Here is a 22,657-nt window from a genome sequence, read left to right on the forward strand (position 1 = left end):
AGTAGCCATCATGATTCTTTCTTACGCTATCTGGATTCCGATTTTCTTCGGCATCATCATTCTGTTCTACGGTTCAGAGAAGCCCTCAGCCGGAGTTCGCTGGTTGGCACTCTTTGGCGCGGTGCTGGGCTTTATCGCCACTCTGCCATTGGTGATCCAATTTGATATTGCCAATCCTGGAATGCAGTTCGTAGAGAAGATTAGCTGGATTCCTCGTTATGACATTAACTACCATTTAGGTATTGATGGCATCTCAGTATGGTTCATCGTATTGACAGCATTTATCAATATTTTTGTGGTGATTGCAGCATGGGAAGTGATTGATAAGAAGGTTTCTCAATACATGGCTTCTTTCTTAATCCTTTCCGGATTAATGATTGGTGTCTTTGCCGCCTTAGATGCATTGTTGTTCTATGTATTCTTCGAGGCAACCTTGATTCCGATGTACATCATCATTGGTGTATGGGGAGGTCATAACCGTATCTATGCCGCCTTTAAGTTCTTTTTGTACACCTTGCTTGGCTCCTTGTTGACTTTGGTTGCCATGCTTTATCTCTACAACGTTACCAATACCTTTGATATCTTGGCTTGGCAAAATGCTCGCCTCGATATTCTTGAGCAAATCCTCCTATTCTTTGCCTTCTTTATGGCCTTTGCCGTTAAGGTGCCAATGTGGCCATTGCATACATGGTTGCCAGACGTGCACGTTGAAGCACCAACAGGTGGCTCTGTAGTCTTGGCTGCGATTATGTTGAAGCTCGGTGCCTATGGCTTCTTACGCTTCTCATTACCTATTGCACCTGACGCAAGTCAGTACTTGGGTCCATTTGTGATTTTCCTATCCTTGGTTGCCGTGATCTATGTTGGTGCTGTGGCGCTCGTTCAAAAAGACATGAAGAAACTGGTAGCGTATTCATCAGTGGCTCACATGGGTTTTGTGACTTTAGGTTTCTTCCTCTTTAGCCCATTGGGCATTGAGGGTGGTATCGTGCAAATGATTTCACATGGCTTTGTTGCTGGTGCAATGTTCCTTTCTATCGGCGTGTTGTACGACCGTATGCACACCCGTCAAATTGCTGATTACGGAGGCGTTGTGCATCGTATGCCTGCGTTTACTGCCTTTGCGGTATTGATGGCGATGGCGAACTGTGGTCTACCAGCAACCTCTGGTTTCGTGGGTGAGTTCATGGTGATTTTGGCTGCAGTTGATTACGACTTTGTGATCGGTATTTTGGCGGCTACAGCATTGATTCTCGGCGCGGCTTATTCCTTGTGGATGGTCAAGCGTGTGTTCTTTGGCGCAATTACCAACGAGCATGTTGAAGAGTTGAAAGACCTCAATGCGCGCGAGTATTTCATGATGGCGGTGCTGTCTATCTGTGTCATCGGTATGGGTGTTTATCCAAAACCTTTTACCGACATTATTCATCCAGCCGTGATTAATCTGTTGCAGCATGTTGCTGTCAGCAAACTCTGAGTAAAAGCTAATGCAAGCATTCGACCTATACGCCATCCTGCCGGAACTCGTTTTACTCCTAGCCACCTGTTTGCTATTGGTGGCTAGCGTTTATGTGCCTGAGCGTCAGCCAGCAACTCCGGGAGCAGAGCAGGATATATTCCATACACCGCGCGGTGTTGGCTTTGTTTACTTCTTCTCTATCATCCTCTTGGTTTATTTGATCCTTGCATTTGTCGGTCGCATGGGTGATGTATCGCTAGTTGCGATGAATGGTTTGTTTCAATCAGACCCGCTCTCAAATCTGTTGAAGGCCTGCTCATGCGGCGCGGTATTGGTGAGCCTGGTGTATTCCAAGCAATACCTCACCGATCGCGCGATGTTCCGCCCAGATTTTATTGTGCTGGCTTTATTGGCCCTCTTGGGTCAATGCGTACTCATCTCCGGCGCCAATCTTCTGACGCTCTACCTCGGTCTTGAACTAATGGCATTGCCAACCTATGCTTTAGTAGCGATGCGTCACAACAGCGAGAAGAGCGTTGAGGCTGGTATTAAGTACTTCATTCTGGGCGCCTTGGCATCTGGTTTCTTGCTCTACGGCATGTCGATGTTGTATGGCGTAACCGGCTCTCTCGATTTAATCGAAATCTTTAGAACGGTTGCCGATCCACGTGTCAATCATTTGGTGATGGCATTTGGCTTGGTGTTTATTGTCTCTGGCCTTGCATTTAAATTGGGCGTCGTGCCATTTCATATGTGGGTGCCCGATGTATATCAAGGTGCGCCAACTGCTGTGACTTTAATGATTGCGGCGGCGCCGAAATTGGCGGCGTTTGCTTTGCTATTCCGCTTGCTAGTCAATACCTTGTTGCCACTGTTGGGTGACTGGCAACCCATGTTGGTGTTGCTGGCCCTATTGTCTTTGGTAGTGGGTAACGTTACGGCGATTGCTCAAACGAATATCAAACGTATGTTGGCGTATTCCGCGATTGCGCAGATGGGTTTTGTATTGCTGGGTATGTTGTCGGTGTTTGATGACCATGCATTTAGCGCATCCATGTTTTACGCCGTGACTTATGTTTTAACTACCCTGGGTAGTTTCGGCCTCTTGATGATGCTATCCCGTAAAGGTCACGATTGTGAGACCTTGGATGACCTCAAAGGGCTTAATAAACGCCACCCATGGTTCGCATTTATTGGTTTGGTGATGATGTTCTCTTTGGCAGGTATTCCACCAACGGTCGGTTTTGCCGCTAAGTTGGGTGTATTAGAGGCTTTGGTTGATGCAGAGCACACCTTCTTGGCTGTGATTGCCGTGATCGCTTCTTTGATCGGTGCTTTCTACTACCTCAGAGTGGTTAAGGTAATGTACTTTGATGAGCCAAAAGAGGAGCATGCATCCGAGGTTTCTGGATCTGGATTTGCCCGCGGACTCCTGAGTCTGAATGCGGTATTGGTTCTTGCCTTGGGGACTTTCCCGGCAGGTTTGATGGCGATCTGCCTTGACGCGATGCGTAGGACTCTTTTGGGTTCTTAAGCATCACCACTACAGCATCAAATAAAGGCTCCAAAAAGGGGCCTTTGTCTTTTATGTCACAAAGGTTTTGTAAGATGCCCATTCCTTATTAGAAAGCTGACTTATGACCGAAAAAACTTTTCAAGATCTTCCTTCAGGAGACTTGCATTTAAAGGAGGAACGTGTCTCGGGTGAGGAAATTTACAGCGGTATTTTTCTGAATATGAAGCGCGATCAGGTGCGTCTTCCTGATGGCAGGCAAGCGGTGCGTGAATATCTTACGCATCCTGGCGCTGTAGCCATTCTGGCAATTTTGGATGATGGTAGGGTGCTGATGGAGCGGCAATACCGTTATCCGATTGCAAAAGCGTGTATTGAGATTCCTGCAGGCAAGCTTGAGGTTGGTGAAGATCGACTCTTATGCGCCAAGCGTGAGCTCGAGGAAGAGACTGGTTATTCAGCTAGTAAATGGAGTTTTATCCGCCGCATTCATCCGGTGATTTCTTATTCAACCGAATTCATTGATATCTATTTGGCCGAAGGTTTGGTCTCAGGCAAAAGCCATTTAGACGAAGAGGAATTTTTAGATGTCTTTGCCGCATCTCTTGATCAATTATTGGCATGGGTGGAGCAGGGCGAGATTACTGACGTTAAGACAACGATTGCCACCTACTGGCTAGATCGCTATCGCCGTGGGCTGGTTGCTCCCCAAGCCATTGAGTAGGACCTTCTGAAACCTATTAAAATAGGGGTATTGAATTTAGCAGTTTTGCCCCTATATAGCTCTTATGAAAGTTTATAACCTCGCTTGCCCACTAGACCATCGCTTTGAAGGATGGTTTGCCTCGGAAGAGGATTGCCTTGCTCAGCAAGACAAAGGGATGCTTGCGTGCCCCATTTGCGATAGCACCGAAATTACCCGGATGCCTTCCGCACCTCATATTGCTAAATCAGGTTCCAGCAAAGAAGCACCGGCCTCAACAGAGTTAGCCGTAGCGAATGCGGATGTTGGCAGTATGGGCAGTGCTTTAAGCGGCGATGTGGTTGCCTTAACGGGTAGCGACCATTCTCAGCTGGAAGCCCAGGTGCAGGCGGCCTTTTTGAAGGGCATGCGTGAGCTAATGGGGCGCTCTGAGGATGTGGGCAACTCTTTTGCTGAAGAGGCTCGCAAGATTCATTACAAAGAGTCTCCTGAGAGAAGTATTCGGGGGCAAACTACGCTCGATGAGGCTGAGGCTTTGCGGGAAGAGGGTATCGAGGTAATGGCTATGCCAATGTTGCCAGCCCTGAAAAACACTCTGCAGTAGTCAAGTTTCACCCTAAATCCCCTATACTTGCCTGAGAGCCCAATACGGGGCTTTACCATCTCAACAGGATAGGAGTAACACCTCATGAAACGCCTTTTTCTGGCATTGATTGCCGCCGTTCTAGCGCTAAGCATTTTGGCTTGCTCCAAGTCTCCAGGTTCTAAAGAAATCAAGGTGGCTGTTTCTCCTGCATCTCCTCCAATGTTGTTTGATGATAAAGGTCAGATTGTTGGCGTCGATATGGATATATTTCAGGGATATTGCCAATCCCGCGGCTGTACATTGAAGGTAACTCCGTATGATTGGGCTGGCATGCTTGGCGCGGTTTCTAGCGGTCAGGCCGATGTTGCTTTCTCCGGAATCTCCATCACCGATAAGCGTAAAGAGGCGATGGATTTTTCCCAGCCTTATTACGACAATGCCTGGCATCTCGTGAGTATGAAGAATAAAAATATTCAGATTACCGATTTGAATCAGCTGAAAAAATACTCGATTGGCTATCCGCGTGGCATGGCCTACGATGATCTTATTAAGAATGAATTAGAGCCAAAGGGCTACTACTCATTAAGCAAGGTCAAGCTCTATCCTTCATATGCCGAAGTGATCACCGATCTACAAAATGGAAATCTGGATTTAGCTTTTATTGAAGAGCCTGTGTTCCTCAATTATGAAAATAAGCTTAAGCTGCCCATTCAGAGTAGTTATGTATTCAAGGGTTTTGATAAGCTGGGATTTGCTTTTGCTAAGGGCTCAAAACTGCGTGATGACTTTGATAAGTACCTCAACGAACTTGGTCCTGAAAAAATCAAGTCAATCCTTGATAAGTGGATGAAATAAGCTAGCTCAGCGCCCTCAATCATCGTTGATATAAGAAGGCTTCTTCCGTGACTTTCTTCGATATTCTTGCTCAACTAGCGCAAGGAGTCTCTTACACGGTCATTGTGACGCTTGTTTGTTCTTCCACTGGCTTAGTTGTTAGCCTCATACTGGCTAGCCTTCATCGACTACATCTTCCAGTTCTTACCGCTTGTATTGATTGCTACACCTATATTTTTCGAGGTGTACCGGTTCTAGTATTGCTATTCATGGTCTATTTCGGCTTGCCAGGCCTGGGCTTTAAGGTGCCACCGTTGATGGCAATGGCATTAAGTTTGGGCTTGGTTGCCTCAGCTTATTTGGCGGAGGTATTTAGGGGCGCATTCCTTTCGGTAGACTCAGCAGAGGTTCTGGCGGCGCAAGCTATGGGTATGAGTCGCATTCAAGTGCTTTGGTATATCGAGTTGCCGCAGATGCTGCGATTTTCTGTTCCCGGCATGGTGAATGAATTTACCTCTGTATTGAAGTACTCCCCATTTGCATATACCGTGGGTATTCCAGAAATTACTAAACAGGCAATGACGCTAACCTCAACGACCTTGCGTGGAGTGGAGATTTATCTGGCAGTTGGCATTTTATATTTTGTTATTTATCGAGTCTGCTTGGTTGGTGTGCAGGTTCTGAGTAAACGTTTTCAGATTCCAGGGATTAGTCCTGCATGATCATGCAATTTCAGTTAGAACCCCAACACCAATATCCAATTCCTTTTTTGTGCGAGGCTAGCGCGTGGCATTAATTCAAGTCCGAGATCTCGTTAAAGAATTCGACGGCCAAACCGTTCTATCTAATATCAACCTCGATTTAAATGAGGGTGATGTCAGAGTTCTGATGGGCGCTTCAGGCTCAGGCAAGTCCACGCTATTGCGTTGCTTAAATCGCTTGATTGAGCCGACCTCCGGCTCAATCATCTTTGAGGGCAATGAAGTGCTGGGTCCTAATGTCAACGTCAGAGAGTTACGCAAGCAAATTGGTTTTGTATTTCAGCAATTCGCTCTATATAGCCATCTCAATGTTCTGGATAACGTTTCCCTTGGTTTGCGTAAATTGCATGGCATGAGCAAATCTGCCGCTAAGGAGAGGGCGCTATTAGAGCTTTCCCATTTTGATATGACGTCGCATCAAGATAAATATCCCTCCCAGCTGTCGGGTGGTCAAAAGCAGCGGGTGGCAATTGCTCGTGCGCTGGCAATGGATCCTGCGGTGCTTGTTTTAGATGAACCCACTTCCGCTTTAGATCCGGTCATGTCAAGAGATGTTGCTGATTTGATTAATCGCCTACATGGCGATGGTATTTCGATGATTTGCGTAACGCATGATCTCAATTTAGCACGCAATATTTCCGATACGGCGATGTTTTTAGATCGCGGTGTCATTCGTGCAGATGATCGAATAGATGTGCTTGCAAAGCATTCCGATCCAGAAATTCAAGCATTCTTTGGAAGTAAGGAAAGGACTTGATGGGTTCTTGGTCCTCCTTTGCGAGGGATCTCTCGGAGCAGTTGCCTTTAATTTTCGCTGGTTTGCTCAAAACCATTCAGCTTGCCGGTCTCATTAGTATTTCTGGCTTGCTCTTAGGTATTGTGGTTTTTTATCTGACGCTTAGTAAAAATGCTGCTGTTCGTAATTGCATCAACGGATACATCTCTTTCTTTATTGGGATGCCTTTAATCGTATTGCTGTTCTTGATGTACTACGGTTTGCCGCAGTGGGGCATTCGTTTATCCCCATTTACAGTGGCTTTTATCGGCTTTAGCTTCAACGTGGCCGCCTATAACGCGGCTTACCTTAAGACTGCATATAACGGCTTAGATAAGACCCAGCTTGAGGCGGCTAGCGCTCAAGGCTTTACTCCTTTGCAAATATTTCGACTCATTACATTGCCACAGGTCATTCGCCTATCCATTCCGGCGCTGACCAATCAAGTGATTGCCAATCTGAAGGATAGCTCTGTTGCCTTCTTGATTCAGTACACTGAATTTTTCGCCAGAATCCAAGAATTGGCCGCCACCAATTTTCAATTCTTCAAGGCTTACTTAGTGGCGGCTTTGGTTTATTTGGCTTTAGTTTCCGCGATCGTCTTGTGTTCACGCGCAATCGAGCGGCGTTACTTCATTCCGGCCTAGTAAATCATTTAGCTGAGACAAAAAAATAGCGATCCTAAGATCGCTATTTTGTTATGTGGCTAACTCGTCACATTACTTCGAAGTCGGCATCACAAACTCTGCGCCTTTAGCAATGCTCTCAGGCCAGCGCTGCATGACGCTCTTTTGCTTGGTGTAGAAGCGAACACCTTCTTTGCCATACGCATGCATATCGCCAAAGAGGGATTTCTTCCAGCCACCAAAGCCATGCCAAGCCATTGGAACAGGGATAGGTACGTTAATACCAACCATGCCAACTTGAACGCGGCGCGCAAATTCACGGGCAATATTGCCATCGCTTGTAAAGCAAGCTACGCCGTTGCCAAACTCGCAAGAGTTCACTAGATTCAAAGCCTCGGTAAAGTTCGCTACGCGCAGGCAAGACAGTACTGGTCCGAAGATTTCTTCCAAGTAGATCTTCATGTCAGGGGTCACGTTATCGAAGAGAGTCCCTCCGATGAAAAAGCCATTTTCATGGCCTGGTACTTTGAGACCGCGACCATCTACCAAGAGTTTTGCGCCAGAAGCAACGCCACTCTCGATGTAGCCAGTAATGCGCTCTAAAGCGGCCTTGGTAACAATCGGGCCCATTTCAGCATCGAGTTCCATGCCGTTTTTCACTTTGAGTGTCTTGGTGCGCTCAATCAGTTTTGGCATGATTTTTTCTGCAACATCGCCCACGAGGACTGCTACAGAAATTGCCATGCAACGCTCGCCGGCAGAGCCGTAAGCTGCGCCAATGAGGGCATCAATTGTTTTGTCGATGTCGGCGTCAGGCATGACAACCATGTGGTTCTTGGCGCCGCCGAGTGCTTGGGAGCGCTTACCAAAGTGAGCGCAACGCTCATAAATATAGTTTGCAATCGGGGTTGAGCCAACAAAGCTCACTGCTTTCACGTCAGGGTTCTCAATCAAAGCATCAACCGCTTCTTTGTCGCCTTGTACCACGTTAAATACACCATCAGGCAAGCCAGCCTCCTTGAGGAGCTTAGCCATAAATAGGGATGCGGATGGATCGGTTGGGCTTGGCTTCAGAATGAAGGTGTTGCCGCATGCAATGGCCACAGGGAACATCCACATTGGCACCATGACTGGAAAATTAAATGGCGTGACGCCGGCAACGACGCCCAACGGTTGGCGCATGACCCAGTTATCGATGTCTGTAGACACCTGTTCTGTGTAATCGCCCTTGAGAAGCTCGGGAATGCCAGTGGCAAACTCCACAATATCAATGCCGCGGGTGACTTCACCTTGGGCATCGGTAAATACTTTTCCATGCTCCGCAGTAATGATGGCGGCTAGTTCATCGCGATTGGCATTGAGCAGTTCAAGATACTTGAACATGATGCGCGCGCGGCGCAGTGGGGAGGTTTGGCTCCATGTCTGAAACGCGGTTTGGGCAATAGCTACGGCATCGTCAATTTCTTTACGGCTTGCCAGCGCTACACGCCTAGCAACAGCGCCAGTAGAAGGGTTAAATACGTCTGCAAAGCGACCGTTTTTAGGGTTCAGGATCTTGCCGCCAACAAAGTGGCCAATATCTTCTTTTGATTCAAAAGCTTGCGGTGCGCTCATAGTGTTTTGCTTAATAGTTTCTAATAGTTTTAGTTAAATAAAGGCTGTGGCTGCTCGCCAACACGTCTTTAAAGTCTCGTTTATCCTACTTTAGTTATTCTATCGCTTTCGGCTGAATTTCGCATTCTTGCCCCCTATATTTAGTGTCAAAAAGGTCCTGTTATGAGTCTTTTATTCTCCCCCTTTGTCTTAGGCTCCCCAAAGGGCTCTCTGAGCTTGGCCAACCGCATTGTGGTTGCGCCCATGTGCCAATATTCCGCGGTTAATGGGGAGGCTCAGGATTGGCATTTAATGCACTGGGCCAACCTGCTAAATAGCGGCGCGGGACTATTTATCATTGAAGCCACGGGAGTCACTCCAGAGGCCCGTATTACCCCAGCTTGTTTGGGTTTGTGGGATGACCGCACTGAGGCTGCCCTGAACGATAAGCTGACTAGGGCCCGTACATTGGCTCCCGCTACACCAGTATTCATACAGCTTGCGCATGCTGGCCGTAAGGCCTCTAGCGCCACTCCATGGGATGGTGGTCAGCTCTTAGCGGCGGAGCAGGGCGGTTGGGAAACGCTTGCGCCTTCAGCTATTCCTCAGTTGGCAGGTGAGCGATTGCCCCATGAGCTCTCTAAAGCCGAATTAATGGACATCATTACCGCCTTCGTAGCTGCTGCCCAACGAGCGGAACGTATCGGTATCGATGGCATTGAGTTGCATGGTGCCCATGGATATCTTCTTCACCAGTTTTTGTCGCCAATTGCCAATCAGCGCACAGATGAATACGGTGGATCTTATGAGAACCGCATTCGCTTTCCTCTGGAATTGTTTAAGGCGGTCCGTGCCGCCTATCAGGGTGTTCTCGGTATTCGTATTTCTGCAAGTGATTGGATTGAGGGTGGTTGGACACCAGAGGAGACTGCTCACTTTGCAGCTCAGCTCAAACCTTTGGGTTGTGATTTTGTCCACATCTCCTCTGGCGGAATATCGCCATTGCAGAAGATTGCGATCGGACCCAATTACCAGGTGCCATTTGCCAAGATTGTTAAAGACCAGTCTGGCATTCCGACGATGGCGGTGGGCTTAATTACTGACCCACACCAGGCTGAGGATATCTTGCAAAAAGGAGACGCGGATTTAATTGCGCTGGCCAGAGCCTTTTTGTACAAGCCACGCTGGGCTTGGGAGGCTGCTGCAGCACTGGGCGGTACTGTACCGTCAAATGAGCGCTACTGGCGCTGTTTGCCGCGAGAGGCTCAGGCTATTTTTGGCGATGTCAAGGTAGGCCAGCGATAATGACGCTGAAGCATTCAAGATTGAATCAATGGAGATATTGATGAAAAAGAAATCCGTAATCCGCCAGGCATTAGCTATCACTAGCATTGTTTTTGCAACCACCTTAGCGCACGCCCAATCCTTTCCAGATCGACCTATTACCTTAGTCGTTCCAAATCCTCCAGGAGGCTTAGTCGACACTTCGGCCCGTCTCTTAAGTGAGCCCTTAACGAGGGTCATTGGTCAGCCCGTTATTGTTGACAATAAGCCCGGAGCTAGCGGTAATGTGGCCTATCAATATGTTGCTAAGGCCAAGCCTGACGGCTACACCTTATTGATTTCCTATTCTGGCTATCACGTTGGCAACCCAGCACTCATGGATAAGCTGCCTTGGGATCCAATTGCCGATTTCTCACCAGTGGCATTGCTCACCGTCTCCACGAATGTGATCGCGGTTCATCCATCTGTGCCAGTAAATAATCTTAAGGAATTAATCGCTTACGCCAAAGCCAATCCCGGCAAGCTCAATTACGCTTCTCAAGGTAATGGTTCTGTATCCCATATTGGCACTGAAATCTTTAAACAAAATACAGGCGTAGATATAGTCCATGTTCCTTACAAAGGGTCTGGTCCTGCAGTGCAAGATGTATTGGCTGGTCAGGTTCAGCTCTTTATTACAACGCCGCCTTCTGTAATGCAGCATGTGCAAAGCGGCAAGCTTAAGGGGTTGGCGGTGACTGGAAAAAATCGCCATCCTGGTATGCCCAATGTGCCAACCACTGCCCAAGCTGGCTTGCCATCATTTCAACTAGAGTCCTGGGTGGCTTTATATGCGCCAACAGGAACACCGGCTCCAGTAATTGCTAAATTGACTGAATCGGTTAAAAAGAGCCTGGCCTTACCCGAGGTGAAGGAGCGCGCTGACGCAGCGGGTGTTGAGCTGCGTTATCTGAATCCAACTGCGATGGACGCCTTGCTGAAAAAAGAACTTCCTTATTGGCATAAGGCGATTAAAGCCGCGAATATTTCGCTGGATTAAAGAGTGTCACTTTTCTTAAATAAATATTGAATGAATCATTGATGAAGCAACATACCGTACGAGAAGCCTGGCTGGAAGACGCCGTGAGACATCTAGAGCCAGTTTTTTCTAAGGCTGGATATGCTATTCCTCCGGTTAGGGTGTCGTGCGGCTTTCCGGCCTCCAGCAGCCCAAGAACTACCTTGGGACAGTGCTGGCCACGGGAGCGCTCTGGTGGCGGTGTCAATGAGATCTTTATCTCACCCAAGCTGGATGATCCTGTTCAGCTATTAGATACTTTGGTTCACGAGCTTTGTCATGCAGTGGATGATTGCTTTAGTGGTCACGGAGAAGACTTCAAGGGTATTGCTCAAACGGTTGGTCTTGAAGGCCCCGCAAGAATGGCCCATGCTACCGAAGAGTTAATGGTGCGCTTGATGATGATTAGCCAAGAACTCGGACCGTATCCGCATCAAGCAATTGTGTTTCCTCCGCCACGACCAAGCAATGCCAGTCGGAATAAGGCTAAATGCGGCCAGTGCGGTTACGAAGTGACCTTATTAAAAAAGTGGGCAACCTACGGCGCGCCGATTTGTCCTAAAGACAATATCCGTATGCAAGAAGATATTCCGGAGACTATTGAAAATACCACCGACTTCGATAGCGAATCCCTTGGCAGTACCAAGCCCAAGGCAGATGAGATCCGCCGGGCAATTAGCTAAGTTTTGGATTGATTAGTTGGTCGTGCTAGAAGGACTCCATACGGGGTCCTTTTTACTTGCCTTAGCAATCTCCGCCAAAATTTTCTCGTGCAGTTGGCACTCTTCGTCGCTTGCTGCCATGAGTTTAAGTTTGGTTGGCAATGCTTTTATCTGACCGGAGGAGTCGGTTCCTACGGTGTAATCAATTAAATCAATCGACAGATCTTCTTGACCACGGGTCATTGCCACATAAACTTCTGCCAGCAATTGGGCATCAAGTAACGCGCCGTGCAAGGTTCGATGTTGATTGCTGATCGAGAAACGTTCGCAGAGTGCGTCTAATGAGTTCCGCTTGCCTGGAAACATTTGGCGAGCGTCTAAGAGGGTGTCGGTTACTTTAGCAGCTAGACCTCTAAAAGGAGGGCGCTTGAGTAAAGCAAACTCGTTATCTAAGAATCCTAAGTCAAAGGCTGCATTATGAATAACAACTTCTGCGCCATCCACAAACTCAATGAGCTCTTCAACAATGTTGGCGAAGACCGGTTTATCCGATAGAAACTCGCGCGACAGGCCGTGTACCGCAAAAGCGCCGGCATCAATATCGCGCTCGGGATTGATGTAGTGGTGGAAGGTGCGATCAGTTAGTCTGCGGCCAATCATCTCCACGCAACCAATCTCGATAATGCGATCCCCTGTTGCGGGATTCAGTCCAGTTGTTTCAGTATCTAAGATCACTTGGCGCATTAGGTGCCCTCCAATACAGATGGTGAGATTTCCATTGGACCTGTGCCGGCATATTTATCCAAATAGAGGTAAATTACGGGCGTAATAATCAAGGTCACAAATTGAGAGAAGATCAGTCCGCCTGCAACGCTGATACCAAGAGGTTGGCGGAGCTCCGCGCCCGCACCAATACCAAAAGCAATCGGAAGCGCACCCATGAGGGCGGCAAAGGTAGTCATCATGATGGGGCGGAAACGCAAGATACAAGCTTCGCGAATCGCTTTTTCTGGAGACATGCCTTGATTGCGCTGAGCATCCAATGCAAAGTCGATCATTAAAATCGCATTTTTCTTGACGATACCAATCAACAGCAAGATACCAATGGAGGCGATGATGGTGAGCTCGAATCCAAAAATACGTAGCGCCAAAATCGCACCAATAGCAGCTGAAGGCAGGCCGGCCAAAATGGTGAGGGGATGTATATAGCTTTCGTACAGTACGCCAAGGAGAATGTAAATCACACCGAGAGCGGCAAAAATTAAGATCAGCTGACCCGATTGATTGCTTTTAAAGACCGCGGCATCGCCACCATAGCTAGTAATGATGGAGGGTGGCAGGTTAATTTCTTTGGTGTACGCCTCAATCTTCTTAGTGGCATCACCCAAAAACACATCTGGAGCTAAGTTGAAGGAGAGGGTAACGGCCGGAATTTGACCCTGATGGTTCACTGCCGTAGGGCCAATGGTTCTGGTGAAGCTGGCCACGCTAGAAAGCGGGATGAGCTTGTCTGTCGCGCGACCTCGAACAAAGATCTTATTCAAATCCGTTTCGTATTGGCGATCTTCTTCTGCAGCTTCAAGGATCACGTAATACGTATTCACAGGGGTATAAATCGTGGATACCTGTTTTTCGCCGTACGAGTTATAGAGAGCGGAGCGAATATCGGTGATAGTCACGCCAGCGCTAGCAGCTTTTTCACGATCAATATCAATCTTGACGTTCAAGCCTTTTAACTGTGAATCGCTGGTGACGTCGCGGAAGATAGGGTCGGCGCGCATCTTTTGCATCAGCTTGTCGGCCCATTCATTGACGCCTTCAAAGCCAACACTTTGTAGTGTGAATTGGTAACGACTCTTACTGCTGCGACCACCGAGTTGTAAGTTCTGAACAGGGCGCATATACACCTGCAGCCCAGGAATCTCTTTGAATTTCGCACGCAAGCCTTCCATGATCTTGGCCATCTTCGCGCGATCACTCTTTGGCTTGAGGATGATGAAGATGCGACCAGTATTGCTTCCGGAGCTATTACCACCGCCAACAACAGAGATAGAGCTCGCTACATTGGGATCTTGATTGACCATGGCTGCAGCCTGATCCTGCAATGTCAGCATTGCTTTGAAGGAGATGTCTTCGGATGCCTCGGTGGTTGCTAGGATCTGACCAATATCCTCCTCGGGGAAGAAGCCTTTAGGACTATTGATGAATAGGACAACCGTTAGGACAAAAGTAGATAGGGCGCCCCATAACACTTTTTTGCGGTTCAGCAGGGCTAAGTCTAAATAATGAACATAGGTCTTGAGCATCCAATCAAAAAAATGATCAAACTTCTTATTGATGGCATATTCTTTGGCGTGCTCCCCCGGTTTTGGTAGGAAGCGACTGCACAGCATTGGAACGACTGTGAGTGATACCAGCGCGGAAACCAAGATCGACAGCGATACCACCACGGCAAATTCTCTAAAGAGCAAGCCAATCGGACCAGGCATGAAGAAGAGGGGAATAAAGACTGCCACCAAGGAAATCGAAATCGAAATAATGGTGAAGCCAACCTCTTTGCTTCCCTTAAGAGAGGCTTTCAGTGGATCCATGCCTTGCTCGACATAACGCATGATGTTTTCAAGAACCACAATCGCGTCATCAACTACTAGTCCAACGGCAAGCGTGATTCCCAAGAGCGAAATATTGTCTAGGCTGTAGCCCAAGAAATACAGCAAGAAGAAGGCGCCAATTAGAGAGATGGGTAGACTGATCGATGGAATGATCGTTGCGGAAATATGCTTTAAGAATAAAAAGATCACTAGCACCACGAGCAATACGGTGAGCGCGAGCGTGAGGTTCACATCATGGATCGCTTCAATAATGGATAGGGAGCGGTCATTTAGAAGCTGTAGCTTGATGGATTCCGGCATTTGCTTTTGCAGTTGCGGGAGCAATTCTTTAACTGACTTCACTACCTCGACCGTATTCGCATTTGGCTGACGCAGCACGGCAATCGCAATGGATCGTTCACCATTAGCGCTCGCCAATGTTTTGACATCCTCGTAGCTCTCAATTACTTCCGCTACATCTTTGAGATAGATCGGTAAACCATTTTTTTGGCTAATGATGAGGTTGCCAAACTCTTCAGGTTTTACTAATTGTGGATTGGCATAAATAGTGATGGATTGGCGAGGGCCATCCAGGACGCCCACTGGACTGTTGGAGTTCGCTTTGTTTACCGCAACCGCGACATCATCCATGGTGAGATTGCGATTACCCAGCGCATCTGGATGAACGCGAACACGCACTGCGTAACGTTTAGCACCGTAAACCAGTACTTGTGCCACACCGCTAATGGTCGATAGGTTTGGTGAGAGTAAGTTTTCTGCGTAGGCGTTTAATTCAGAAAGGCTAATGGAGGGGGACTGCATTCGCACCACCAATACTGGAGTATCGGCAGGGTTGATCTTGCGATAAGACGGAGGAACCGTCATTTCAATAGGGAGACGCTTCTGTGCTCGAAGCAGAGCAGCCTGTACGTCTACCGCAGCCTTATCAATATCACGATCATTGTTGAACTCAAGGGTAATGCTGGTGCTACCCAGGGAGTTGGTGGAGCTGATGACCTTTACACCATCAATGGTGGAGAATTCTTTTTCCAGAGGCAGGGCAACTGCTGAGGCCATATTTTCTGGTGAGGCGCCTGGTAGGGATGCGCTGACAGAAATGACGGGAGTATTAAAACTCGGCAGAGCCGCTACTGGAATATTTAAATAAGCGACCGTTCCTGCGATGACAGTTGCTACAGACAGCAACACCGTCATCACCGGACGGCGAATACATAACTCGGATAAGGTCATTTCTTTTCAGCCGCTGGTGAAGGTGTTGGTGCAGGGGTTTGAGGATTGGTATTGGCTGCTGCATCAGGGGCTGGGGTAGTGCCCTTGGCTTCCTTAACCTTGCTGCCGGCTCGCAAGTTTTGCTTACCTTCAATAACTACTCGATCACCGGATTCAATGCCAGTGATGACGGAAGAGCCTTGGTATTCATAAACTACCTTCACTGGTTTTGATACTGCTTTGCCATCCTTATCTACTGTGTAGACAAGTTTGCCACGTGGGCTAATGACGATAGATTGTGATGGAACGGATAGAGCATCCTTCAGATTATTAGCAACTAAAGACACGCGGGCGAATTGGCCTGGAAGCAGTGTCATTGCATCATTTGGAATTTGCGCCTTGACGCGAACAGCGGCAATAGAAGGGTCTACTTGATTGTCAATTACAAGCACTTTGCCTTCGTAGATTTTTTTGCTGGCATCACCAACGGTGACTTTGACGGCAAGAGGCTCCCCATCCATTTGATTCTCAAGTAGGACCGGAATATCTTTTTCTGGGATGACGAACTGAACATTAATGGGGTTCAGTTGGGTGATGGTCACCATCGAACCAACGCTAGATGTTGCTGTAGAGCTGGTGGCAGTGGTGACAACGTTGCTCGCTTGCACCAAGGATCCAGGGAAGACGTTGACGATACCAGCGCGCCCATCAATGGGTGAGCGGATTGAATCAAATGAGAGTTGCACTTCCGCGGAACGTGCTGCAGCCTGAGCGGACTTCGCATTGGCTAGCGAAGTCTCAAGACCAGCTTTTGAGATGAAGTTTTTGGCAACCAATTCCTTAGCGCGTAGATATTGCTTTTGCGCATCATCAGCCAAGGCTTTTAGCTTTTCATAATTGGCTTTGTCATTGCGATCATCGAGGGTGAAAAGGAGTTGTCCGGCTTTGACTTCTTCGCCATCCTTGACATGAATTTTGGCAACGGTATTGGTCACCATTGGGCGAATATCAACAATGCTGTTGGAAACAATAGTCCCGGTCGCCTCAATGATGAGAGGAACCTCTTTTTTCTCTACGACGATTGTGGTGACGGTGACTGGGCCGCCAGCTTTGTCCGCCGCTGGAAAGAAATAATCATATGCTTTTGATCCGGCATATAAAACAATCAACGCTGCCAGAATGCGCCACTTGTATTTGAGGGTGAATTCTTTAGCGGTGGCGTGATCAACTTTTTTGAGTTGATTAAGGTGGGGAGAGAGCTTTTGCCAAAGATCGCAAAGACGAGTCTTGATCCAGTTTTTAAGTCCTGGCAGCTTGGCTACCGCTTTATCGAGTTTTGATTCAATTTTTGACACGGTCTCGGAGTTTTTCTTGGTTTTATATGGGTTTAAAGGCGAATTCTGAATCCGTCCATTCTCTCATAAGACCGCTAAAAACGGACTGCAGGGCTGGTATGGCGCTTAAGGCAGAAATTCCTCGACACCACGGTTTGCCAAGAGGTCGGCTAACTCATTTCCGGGGTGGCCGTTATGGCCCCGAACCCAGTGCCAGGAGATCTTGTGATTGGGGAGGAGGGCATCCAATTCCTGCCAAAGATCTGCATTTTTAACTGGATCCTTGCTGGCAGTCTTCCAGCCCCGCTTCTTCCAACCCTCAAGCCACTGCGTCACTCCCTTTTGGACATATTGAGAGTCTGTCCAGAGTTCAACGGAGCTGGTTTGCTTGAGCGCGCGCAGCGCATGAATGACGGCGCTAATTTCCATGCGGTTATTGGTAGTCAGTTCTGCGCCGCCATGGAGATGTTTTTCATGTCCGCCAGAGCGCAGTACCGCACCCCAGCCTCCAGGGCCTGGGTTCCCTTTGCAGGCGCCATCGGTGTAAATGACGATATGAGGAGGAGTTTTGGTGAGGGGCATGGCGTTAATTTACTTGGTCTTCGTGATGCTGGAGATTTTGACGACTCTCGGCTGCCGGACTAAGCTGGGAAATGGCGGGGATGCGCTTGGTCTGAATCTGCCCAATTAGGCGAATCCCTTGCTGACGCTTAATTGCAGAAACCAAGAAGACTGCGCCAAAAATAGGCCACCAGCGGTTGCCCATGGGCTCTAAGAAATCCATTCTAGCCATCTCGGACTCACCACTTAAAGGGAGTTTGTAGCAACCAAAGTGACCACGATCCAGTGAGAAGTTGAGGAGCTGGAGCCAGTCTTTTACGCGAATGAGGCTGATAAATTGGCCGTCTCTTGGGAGGTAAGGGCTACCGATCAGTCTGCTCAAGTATTGGCGAGCACCCCAAAGACTTGCTGGATTAAATCCAGAAATGACGAGGCGACCTTCTGGGCGTAGCACTCGCTCTACCTCTCTCAGAATTTGATGCGGATCAGCCGCAAATTCGAGGACATGTGGCAGAACTAGTAAATCAATCGACTCTGATGCAAAAGGGAGTTCGTTCGCATTGCCTTCAATTTGGTGCCAATTAAATTGACTTACTCGCTTTTGACGATCATTGGAATCCATTAAGAGGGCATGCAAAGGCATGCGATTTTCCATCAGGGTGTTCATTTGCGGTAAGCCAATTTGGACTGCATGAAAGCCAAAGACATCCGCCACGATGTGATCGAAGCATTTTTGCTCCCACGCGAGCACATACTGCCCGGGAGGGGATTGCAACCACTTTTCCCATGAACTCCATGGTGGTGCAGGCATCTGGGATGGGGAGGGTGGGATTGGTATCATCGGTCTATGGTGAAGAATACTTTATTGCAAGTTTGGCCGATACCGGCCTTTGATGACAATTACATCTGGTGCATCCATGATGGCCATTCTGCTTTGCTTGTTGATCCAGGCGATGCCGCTCCGGCATTGAAGTACCTCAACCAAGCAAATCTGACCCTCACCGGTATTTTAATTACCCACCATCACGCCGACCATACCGGCGGTATTCTGGCATTGCTGAAGGCGCTCGGAAGCGAAATCCCTGTTTATGGTCCTGCAACGATCGATATTCCGGGTAGAACCAATCCCATGATGGATGGCGACAAGATTGAAATTGCTGGGCCACGTATTAGCCTTGAGGTATATGAGGTTCCTGGCCATACCTTGAGTCACATTGCTTATTTTGCGAACATGCAGGCCAATGTGGTTGAGCCAATGCTGTTCTGTGGCGATACCTTATTCGCTTCGGGTTGCGGTCGCCTATTCGAGGGCACTCCGACTCAGATGAGTCAGTCTTTAGCCAAGTTCATTGCCTTGCCAAAAAATACCTTGGTGTACTGCACGCATGAGTACACCTTATCGAATATCCGCTTTGCTCTAGCTGTTGAGCCTAATAATGCCAACTTGATTACTTGGGCGCAGACGGCCAAAGCATTGCGCGAACAAAACCTCTCGACATTGCCAACCACGATTGGGCAAGAATTGCAGGTCAACCCATTTATGCGTTGCGATCATAAAGAGGTGATCGAATCTGCATTGCAAGTTTCGGGTGAAAAATCCTTGCCAACGCCTGCGCATGTGCTTGCGGTGATTCGTGCCTGGAAGGATCGATTCTGATGTTTTGGCGTTATGCGGCAATTTTGCTGATTGCCGCACTTTCTGGTTGCGCTAGTACAGGGGATTGGTCTTCGGATACACCTACCCGGAAAGATCCGCGCGCAGCCAAGGCAAAGCGGGTAAATCTCCAAGATCAATCTGTCAGTGATCTTTATGCTCCGTCTAGTAATTTATGGATTCGCATTCGGGATGGCTTCGAACTGGAGCCCATGAATACTCCTTTGGAGATTGAGCAAGTGCGTTGGTTAAGCGCGCGGCCTGATTATGTTCACCGCTCGATGGAGCGCTCTTCTCGTTATCTCTTCTATATCGTGCAAGAGGTCAACGCTCGCAACATGCCAACAGAAATTGCCTTGCTGCCTTTTGTGGAAAGCGCATTTGTAACTAATGCCAAATCGAGCGCAAAAGCAATGGGCTTATGGCAATTCATGCCAGCCACTGGAAAAGATTTTCGCTTAACGCAAAACGTCTTTAGGGATGAGCGAAGGGATATCTTGCAATCTACCGATGCCGCGCTGGATTATCTTCAGCGTCTAAATAAACAGTTTGGTAGTTGGGAACTTGCCTTGGCGGCTTATAACTGGGGAGCGGGAAATATCGCAAAAGCGCAAAAGCGTAATTTGGCCGCAGGCCTGCCCACGGACTACTTGAGTCTGAAGTTGCCCAATGAGACTCGGAACTATGTGCCTAAGCTAATGGCCTATCGCCAGATTGTCTTGGACCCTAAAGCCTATGGCATTGTGTTGCCCGAACTGGAGAATCACCCATACTTTGTAGCAGTAGATGTTGGCGCGGATATTGATGTGGCGTTGGCGATTAAATTGGCCGAGATACCTCCGGATGAATTTCATAGCCTCAATCCCTCTTTTAATAAGCCTGTGATTTTGAGTAACGCCAATCAGCAAATTTTGCTGCCTTTCGGTCATGCGGAAATTTTTCAGGCAAATCTGAAGAAATACACTAAGCCACTGTCTTCATGGTCCGCGGTGCAAGTTACCAAGACAGAGTCGGTGGATCAGGCCGCTAAAACACTTGGTGTAGATGTGGATACCCTGCGAGAGGTGAATGGCATTCCCAAGGGTATGCGCATCCGATCCGGCTCAACGGTCCTGGTTCCAAAGACAAGTCGTCGTCCTGGAGATATTTCCCTGGCAATGGCAGAAAATGGCAGCCTGAGTTTGGATAAGCCACCGCCACCGCCTAAAAAATGTGCAAAAGGCGCTAAATGCCACTCTGCAAACCCGGCAAAAGGGGCGACTAAGGGTAATTCTTCCGCAAAAAATGCTGCATCTCAGCATAAATCCGCATCGACAGGGCTTGCAAAATCTGCGAAAAATGATTCAGCGAAAACTTCTAGCACCGTCGCCAACACATCCACTGGCAAAGGAACTAGCAAGATTCAGTAATTTCAGACACTTTTATTTACTTATTTAGGTTGACCATGTCCTATAAATCAGAACACGAGCGCTCGATTAAAGACCCAGATGGATTCTGGGGAGAGCAGGCAAAGTTAATTCACTGGGAAAAGCCATTTAATAAGGTTCTGAATTACGACAACCCTCCATTTGCGAAGTGGTTTGAGGGTGGTTTAACTAATCTTTGCTACAACGCAGTCGATCGTCATCTCCAGGATCGCCCTGATCAAATTGCGCTAGTTGCCGTTTCAACAGAAACCAATTTAGAGAAAGCCTACACTTTCAAAGAGCTTTATGAAGAAGTGAATCGTATGGCTGCCATTTATAAAGCCAATGGTGTTAAAAAGGGTGATCGTGTATTGATCTACATGCCGATGATTGCTGAAGCGTGCTTTGCGATGATGGCTTGCGCGCGTATCGGTGCTATCCACTCCGTAGTGTTTGGTGGTTTCGCATCACATAGTCTGGCATCGCGTATCGACGATGCAAAGCCAAAAATGATTGTGACCGCTGAAGCGGGCGCGCGCGGCGGCAAAGCGGTGCCTTACAAGCCTTTGTTGGATGAAGCTATTTCACTCGCAAGTTATAAGCCGGAAAAAGTATTGATCGTGAATCGCGGTTTAACGGAGTTCACTACAGTGGCGGGCCGTGATCTGGACTACGCTACAGAGCGTCAAAAACATATTCATGATTTAGTGCCTATTGAATGGGTAGATGCTACCCATACCTCGTACATCTTGTACACCTCAGGAACTACAGGTAAGCCCAAGGGCGTGCAGCGCGATACCGGGGGTTACGCGGTTGCTTTAGCTTCAACCATGAAGCATATTTTCTGCGGCAATCCAGGTGAGACGATGTTCTGCACTTCAGACATTGGTTGGGTTGTGGGACATAGTTACATTATTTACGCGCCATTGCTAAATGGTATGGCAACCATCATGTACGAGGGTACGCCATTGCGTCCGGATGCGGGCATCTGGTGGGAATTGGTTGAGAAGTACAAAGTATCTGTCATGTTCTCCGCGCCAACAGCAGTGCGCGTGCTCAAGAAACAAGATCCCGCTTTCTTAACCAAATATGACCTCTCGAGTTTGCGCGCGTTGTTCTTGGCGGGCGAGCCTCTGGATGAGCCGACGGCTACTTGGATTCATGATGCGATTAAGAAGCCGATTGTGGATAACTACTGGCAAACTGAAACTGGTTGGCCAATGCTGGCGATTCAGCGTGGCGTAGAAGTGATGCCACACAAGTTTGGCTCACCCGGCGTCCCATCTTTTGGTTACAACATGAAGCTCTTGGATGATGCCACTTCAGAAGAGTTGGGTCCAGACCAGAAGGGTGTCATTGCTATTGAAGGCCCGCTGCCTCCAGGTTGTATGCAAACCGTGTGGGGTGATGACAAGCGTTTTGTAAGCACCTATTGGGAAACCATTCCCGGCAAGACGATTTATTCCACATTTGACTGGGGCATCAAGGACGAAGACGGTTACTTCTTTATCTTGGGCCGTACCGATGATGTGATTAACGTTGCGGGCCATCGCCTGGGCACTCGTGAGATTGAGGAAAGCATCTCTAGTCATCCCAATATTTCAGAAGTGGCAGTGGTGGGCATTGAGGACAAGCTCAAGGGTCAGGCAGCCATTGCATTTGTAATTCCTAAAGATGCCTCGAAAACAGCCACTTTGGAAGCGGAGTGCATGAAGACCGTAGATAGCACTTTGGGCGCGATTGCCCGTCCTGGCCGTGTTTATGTAGTGACTGCCTTGCCAAAGACACGCTCCGGCAAAATTGTTCGCCGCGCACTCCAGGCTGTAGCAGAAGGCCGTGATCCTGGCGATATCAGCACCATGGAAGATCAGAACGTTTTAGCGCAAATTAAGACCATCATCGAGCAAAGCGCAAAGTCCTAATTTAGCTCTAAAAAGATGTAAAAATTACCCCTTTAGTCTGATGGCTGAGGGGGTAATCTCCTTTTGAGCCCAATAGGCTGGGGATTCAAGGGTTTAGGGCGCAAAA

At 48.2% G+C, this 22,657-nt stretch carries 20 protein-coding genes; 14 read left to right on the forward strand and 6 right to left on the reverse strand.

Annotated elements, in window-relative coordinates:
* Positions 1-10 precede the first annotated feature (10 nt).
* The 8 genes from FD960_RS04150 (at position 11) to FD960_RS04185 (ending at position 7,278) form a co-directional block, all read left to right on the forward strand.
* The gene (locus FD960_RS04150) at positions 11-1,477 is read left to right on the forward strand and encodes an NADH-quinone oxidoreductase subunit M (RefSeq protein ID WP_215300163.1); all 1,467 of its coding nucleotides are present in this window, start codon (positions 11-13) and stop codon (positions 1,475-1,477) included.
* Between the two features lie 10 nt (positions 1,478-1,487).
* Positions 1,488-2,993 carry an NADH-quinone oxidoreductase subunit NuoN gene (nuoN, locus tag FD960_RS04155; RefSeq protein ID WP_215300165.1) on the forward strand — a complete coding sequence of 502 codons (1,506 nt, stop codon included), beginning with the start codon at positions 1,488-1,490 and terminating at the stop codon, positions 2,991-2,993.
* A 103-nt stretch (positions 2,994-3,096) separates the two neighbouring features.
* Positions 3,097-3,696, forward strand: coding sequence for an NUDIX domain-containing protein (locus FD960_RS04160; protein ID WP_215300167.1), 600 nt, complete (start codon positions 3,097-3,099; stop codon positions 3,694-3,696).
* Positions 3,697-3,760: 64 nt separating this feature from the next.
* Entirely contained in the window at positions 3,761-4,279 is a 519-nt protein-coding gene (locus FD960_RS04165) for a DUF1178 family protein (RefSeq protein WP_215300168.1), read from the forward strand.
* Between the two features lie 84 nt (positions 4,280-4,363).
* Positions 4,364-5,116, forward strand: a complete 753-nt coding sequence (locus FD960_RS04170) for a transporter substrate-binding domain-containing protein (protein ID WP_215300170.1) — start codon at positions 4,364-4,366, stop codon at positions 5,114-5,116.
* Between the two features lie 47 nt (positions 5,117-5,163).
* Positions 5,164-5,817 carry an amino acid ABC transporter permease gene (locus FD960_RS04175; protein WP_215300171.1) on the forward strand — a complete coding sequence of 218 codons (654 nt, stop codon included), beginning with the start codon at positions 5,164-5,166 and terminating at the stop codon, positions 5,815-5,817.
* 64 nt (positions 5,818-5,881) lie between these two features.
* A complete protein-coding gene (locus tag FD960_RS04180) occupies positions 5,882-6,613 on the forward strand; it encodes an amino acid ABC transporter ATP-binding protein (RefSeq protein ID WP_215300173.1) in 732 nt (243 codons plus the stop codon).
* Positions 6,613-7,278, forward strand: a complete 666-nt coding sequence (locus tag FD960_RS04185; protein ID WP_215300175.1) for an amino acid ABC transporter permease — start codon at positions 6,613-6,615, stop codon at positions 7,276-7,278. Before FD960_RS04180 ends, FD960_RS04185 begins: the two co-directional genes overlap by 1 nt.
* 72 nt (positions 7,279-7,350) lie before the next feature.
* On the opposite strand, the gene FD960_RS04190 is transcribed toward FD960_RS04185, so the two are convergent.
* Complete coding sequence (locus FD960_RS04190) at positions 7,351-8,871, reverse strand: CoA-acylating methylmalonate-semialdehyde dehydrogenase (protein ID WP_215300177.1); 1,521 nt, start codon at positions 8,869-8,871, stop codon at positions 7,351-7,353.
* A gap of 162 nt (positions 8,872-9,033) precedes the next feature.
* Here FD960_RS04190 and FD960_RS04195 point away from each other — a divergent pair, with 162 nt between their 5' ends.
* From FD960_RS04195 to FD960_RS04205, 3 genes are read left to right on the forward strand one after another with little or no spacing between them, the layout of a single operon-like run.
* Positions 9,034-10,155: an NADH:flavin oxidoreductase/NADH oxidase gene (locus FD960_RS04195; protein WP_215300179.1), complete on the forward strand. Its 1,122-nt coding sequence runs from the start codon at positions 9,034-9,036 to the stop codon at positions 10,153-10,155.
* Between the two features lie 40 nt (positions 10,156-10,195).
* Positions 10,196-11,173 carry a tripartite tricarboxylate transporter substrate binding protein gene (locus tag FD960_RS04200; RefSeq protein ID WP_215300181.1) on the forward strand — a complete coding sequence of 326 codons (978 nt, stop codon included), beginning with the start codon at positions 10,196-10,198 and terminating at the stop codon, positions 11,171-11,173.
* Between the two features lie 41 nt (positions 11,174-11,214).
* Positions 11,215-11,874 carry a SprT family zinc-dependent metalloprotease gene (locus tag FD960_RS04205; protein WP_215300183.1) on the forward strand — a complete coding sequence of 220 codons (660 nt, stop codon included), beginning with the start codon at positions 11,215-11,217 and terminating at the stop codon, positions 11,872-11,874.
* Positions 11,875-11,886: 12 nt separating this feature from the next.
* Here the strand turns inward: FD960_RS04205 and dnaQ are convergent, their stop codons facing one another.
* The 5 genes from dnaQ to FD960_RS04230 form a co-directional block, all read right to left on the reverse strand.
* Positions 11,887-12,597 (reverse strand): DNA polymerase III subunit epsilon, encoded by a 711-nt coding sequence (gene dnaQ / locus FD960_RS04210; RefSeq protein WP_215300184.1) that lies wholly within the window; start codon positions 12,595-12,597, stop codon positions 11,887-11,889.
* Positions 12,597-15,695 carry an efflux RND transporter permease subunit gene (locus tag FD960_RS04215; protein WP_215300186.1) on the reverse strand — a complete coding sequence of 1,033 codons (3,099 nt, stop codon included), beginning with the start codon at positions 15,693-15,695 and terminating at the stop codon, positions 12,597-12,599. The genes dnaQ and FD960_RS04215 overlap by 1 nt, the downstream gene beginning before the upstream one ends.
* Positions 15,692-17,029 carry an efflux RND transporter periplasmic adaptor subunit gene (locus FD960_RS04220; protein ID WP_215300188.1) on the reverse strand — a complete coding sequence of 446 codons (1,338 nt, stop codon included), beginning with the start codon at positions 17,027-17,029 and terminating at the stop codon, positions 15,692-15,694. The genes FD960_RS04215 and FD960_RS04220 overlap by 4 nt, the downstream gene beginning before the upstream one ends.
* 105 nt (positions 17,030-17,134) lie before the next feature.
* A complete protein-coding gene (gene rnhA, locus FD960_RS04225; protein ID WP_215300190.1) occupies positions 17,135-17,590 on the reverse strand; it encodes a ribonuclease HI in 456 nt (151 codons plus the stop codon).
* A gap of 4 nt (positions 17,591-17,594) precedes the next feature.
* Complete coding sequence (locus FD960_RS04230) at positions 17,595-18,380, reverse strand: class I SAM-dependent methyltransferase (protein WP_251369845.1); 786 nt, start codon at positions 18,378-18,380, stop codon at positions 17,595-17,597.
* A 36-nt stretch (positions 18,381-18,416) separates the two neighbouring features.
* On the opposite strand from FD960_RS04230, the gene gloB reads away from it, so the two are divergent.
* From gloB to FD960_RS04245, 3 genes are read left to right on the forward strand one after another with little or no spacing between them, the layout of a single operon-like run.
* Positions 18,417-19,226, forward strand: a complete 810-nt coding sequence (gene gloB / locus FD960_RS04235) for a hydroxyacylglutathione hydrolase (protein WP_215300193.1) — start codon at positions 18,417-18,419, stop codon at positions 19,224-19,226.
* Positions 19,226-20,632 (forward strand): transglycosylase SLT domain-containing protein, encoded by a 1,407-nt coding sequence (locus tag FD960_RS04240; RefSeq protein WP_215300195.1) that lies wholly within the window; start codon positions 19,226-19,228, stop codon positions 20,630-20,632. The genes gloB and FD960_RS04240 overlap by 1 nt, the downstream gene beginning before the upstream one ends.
* 35 nt (positions 20,633-20,667) lie before the next feature.
* The gene (locus FD960_RS04245) at positions 20,668-22,551 is read left to right on the forward strand and encodes a propionate--CoA ligase (RefSeq protein WP_215300196.1); all 1,884 of its coding nucleotides are present in this window, start codon (positions 20,668-20,670) and stop codon (positions 22,549-22,551) included.
* Positions 22,552-22,657 lie beyond the last annotated feature (106 nt).

The organism is Polynucleobacter sp. AP-Nino-20-G2 (assembly GCF_018688235.1).
In the GTDB taxonomy this organism is placed as follows: domain Bacteria; phylum Pseudomonadota; class Gammaproteobacteria; order Burkholderiales; family Burkholderiaceae; genus Polynucleobacter.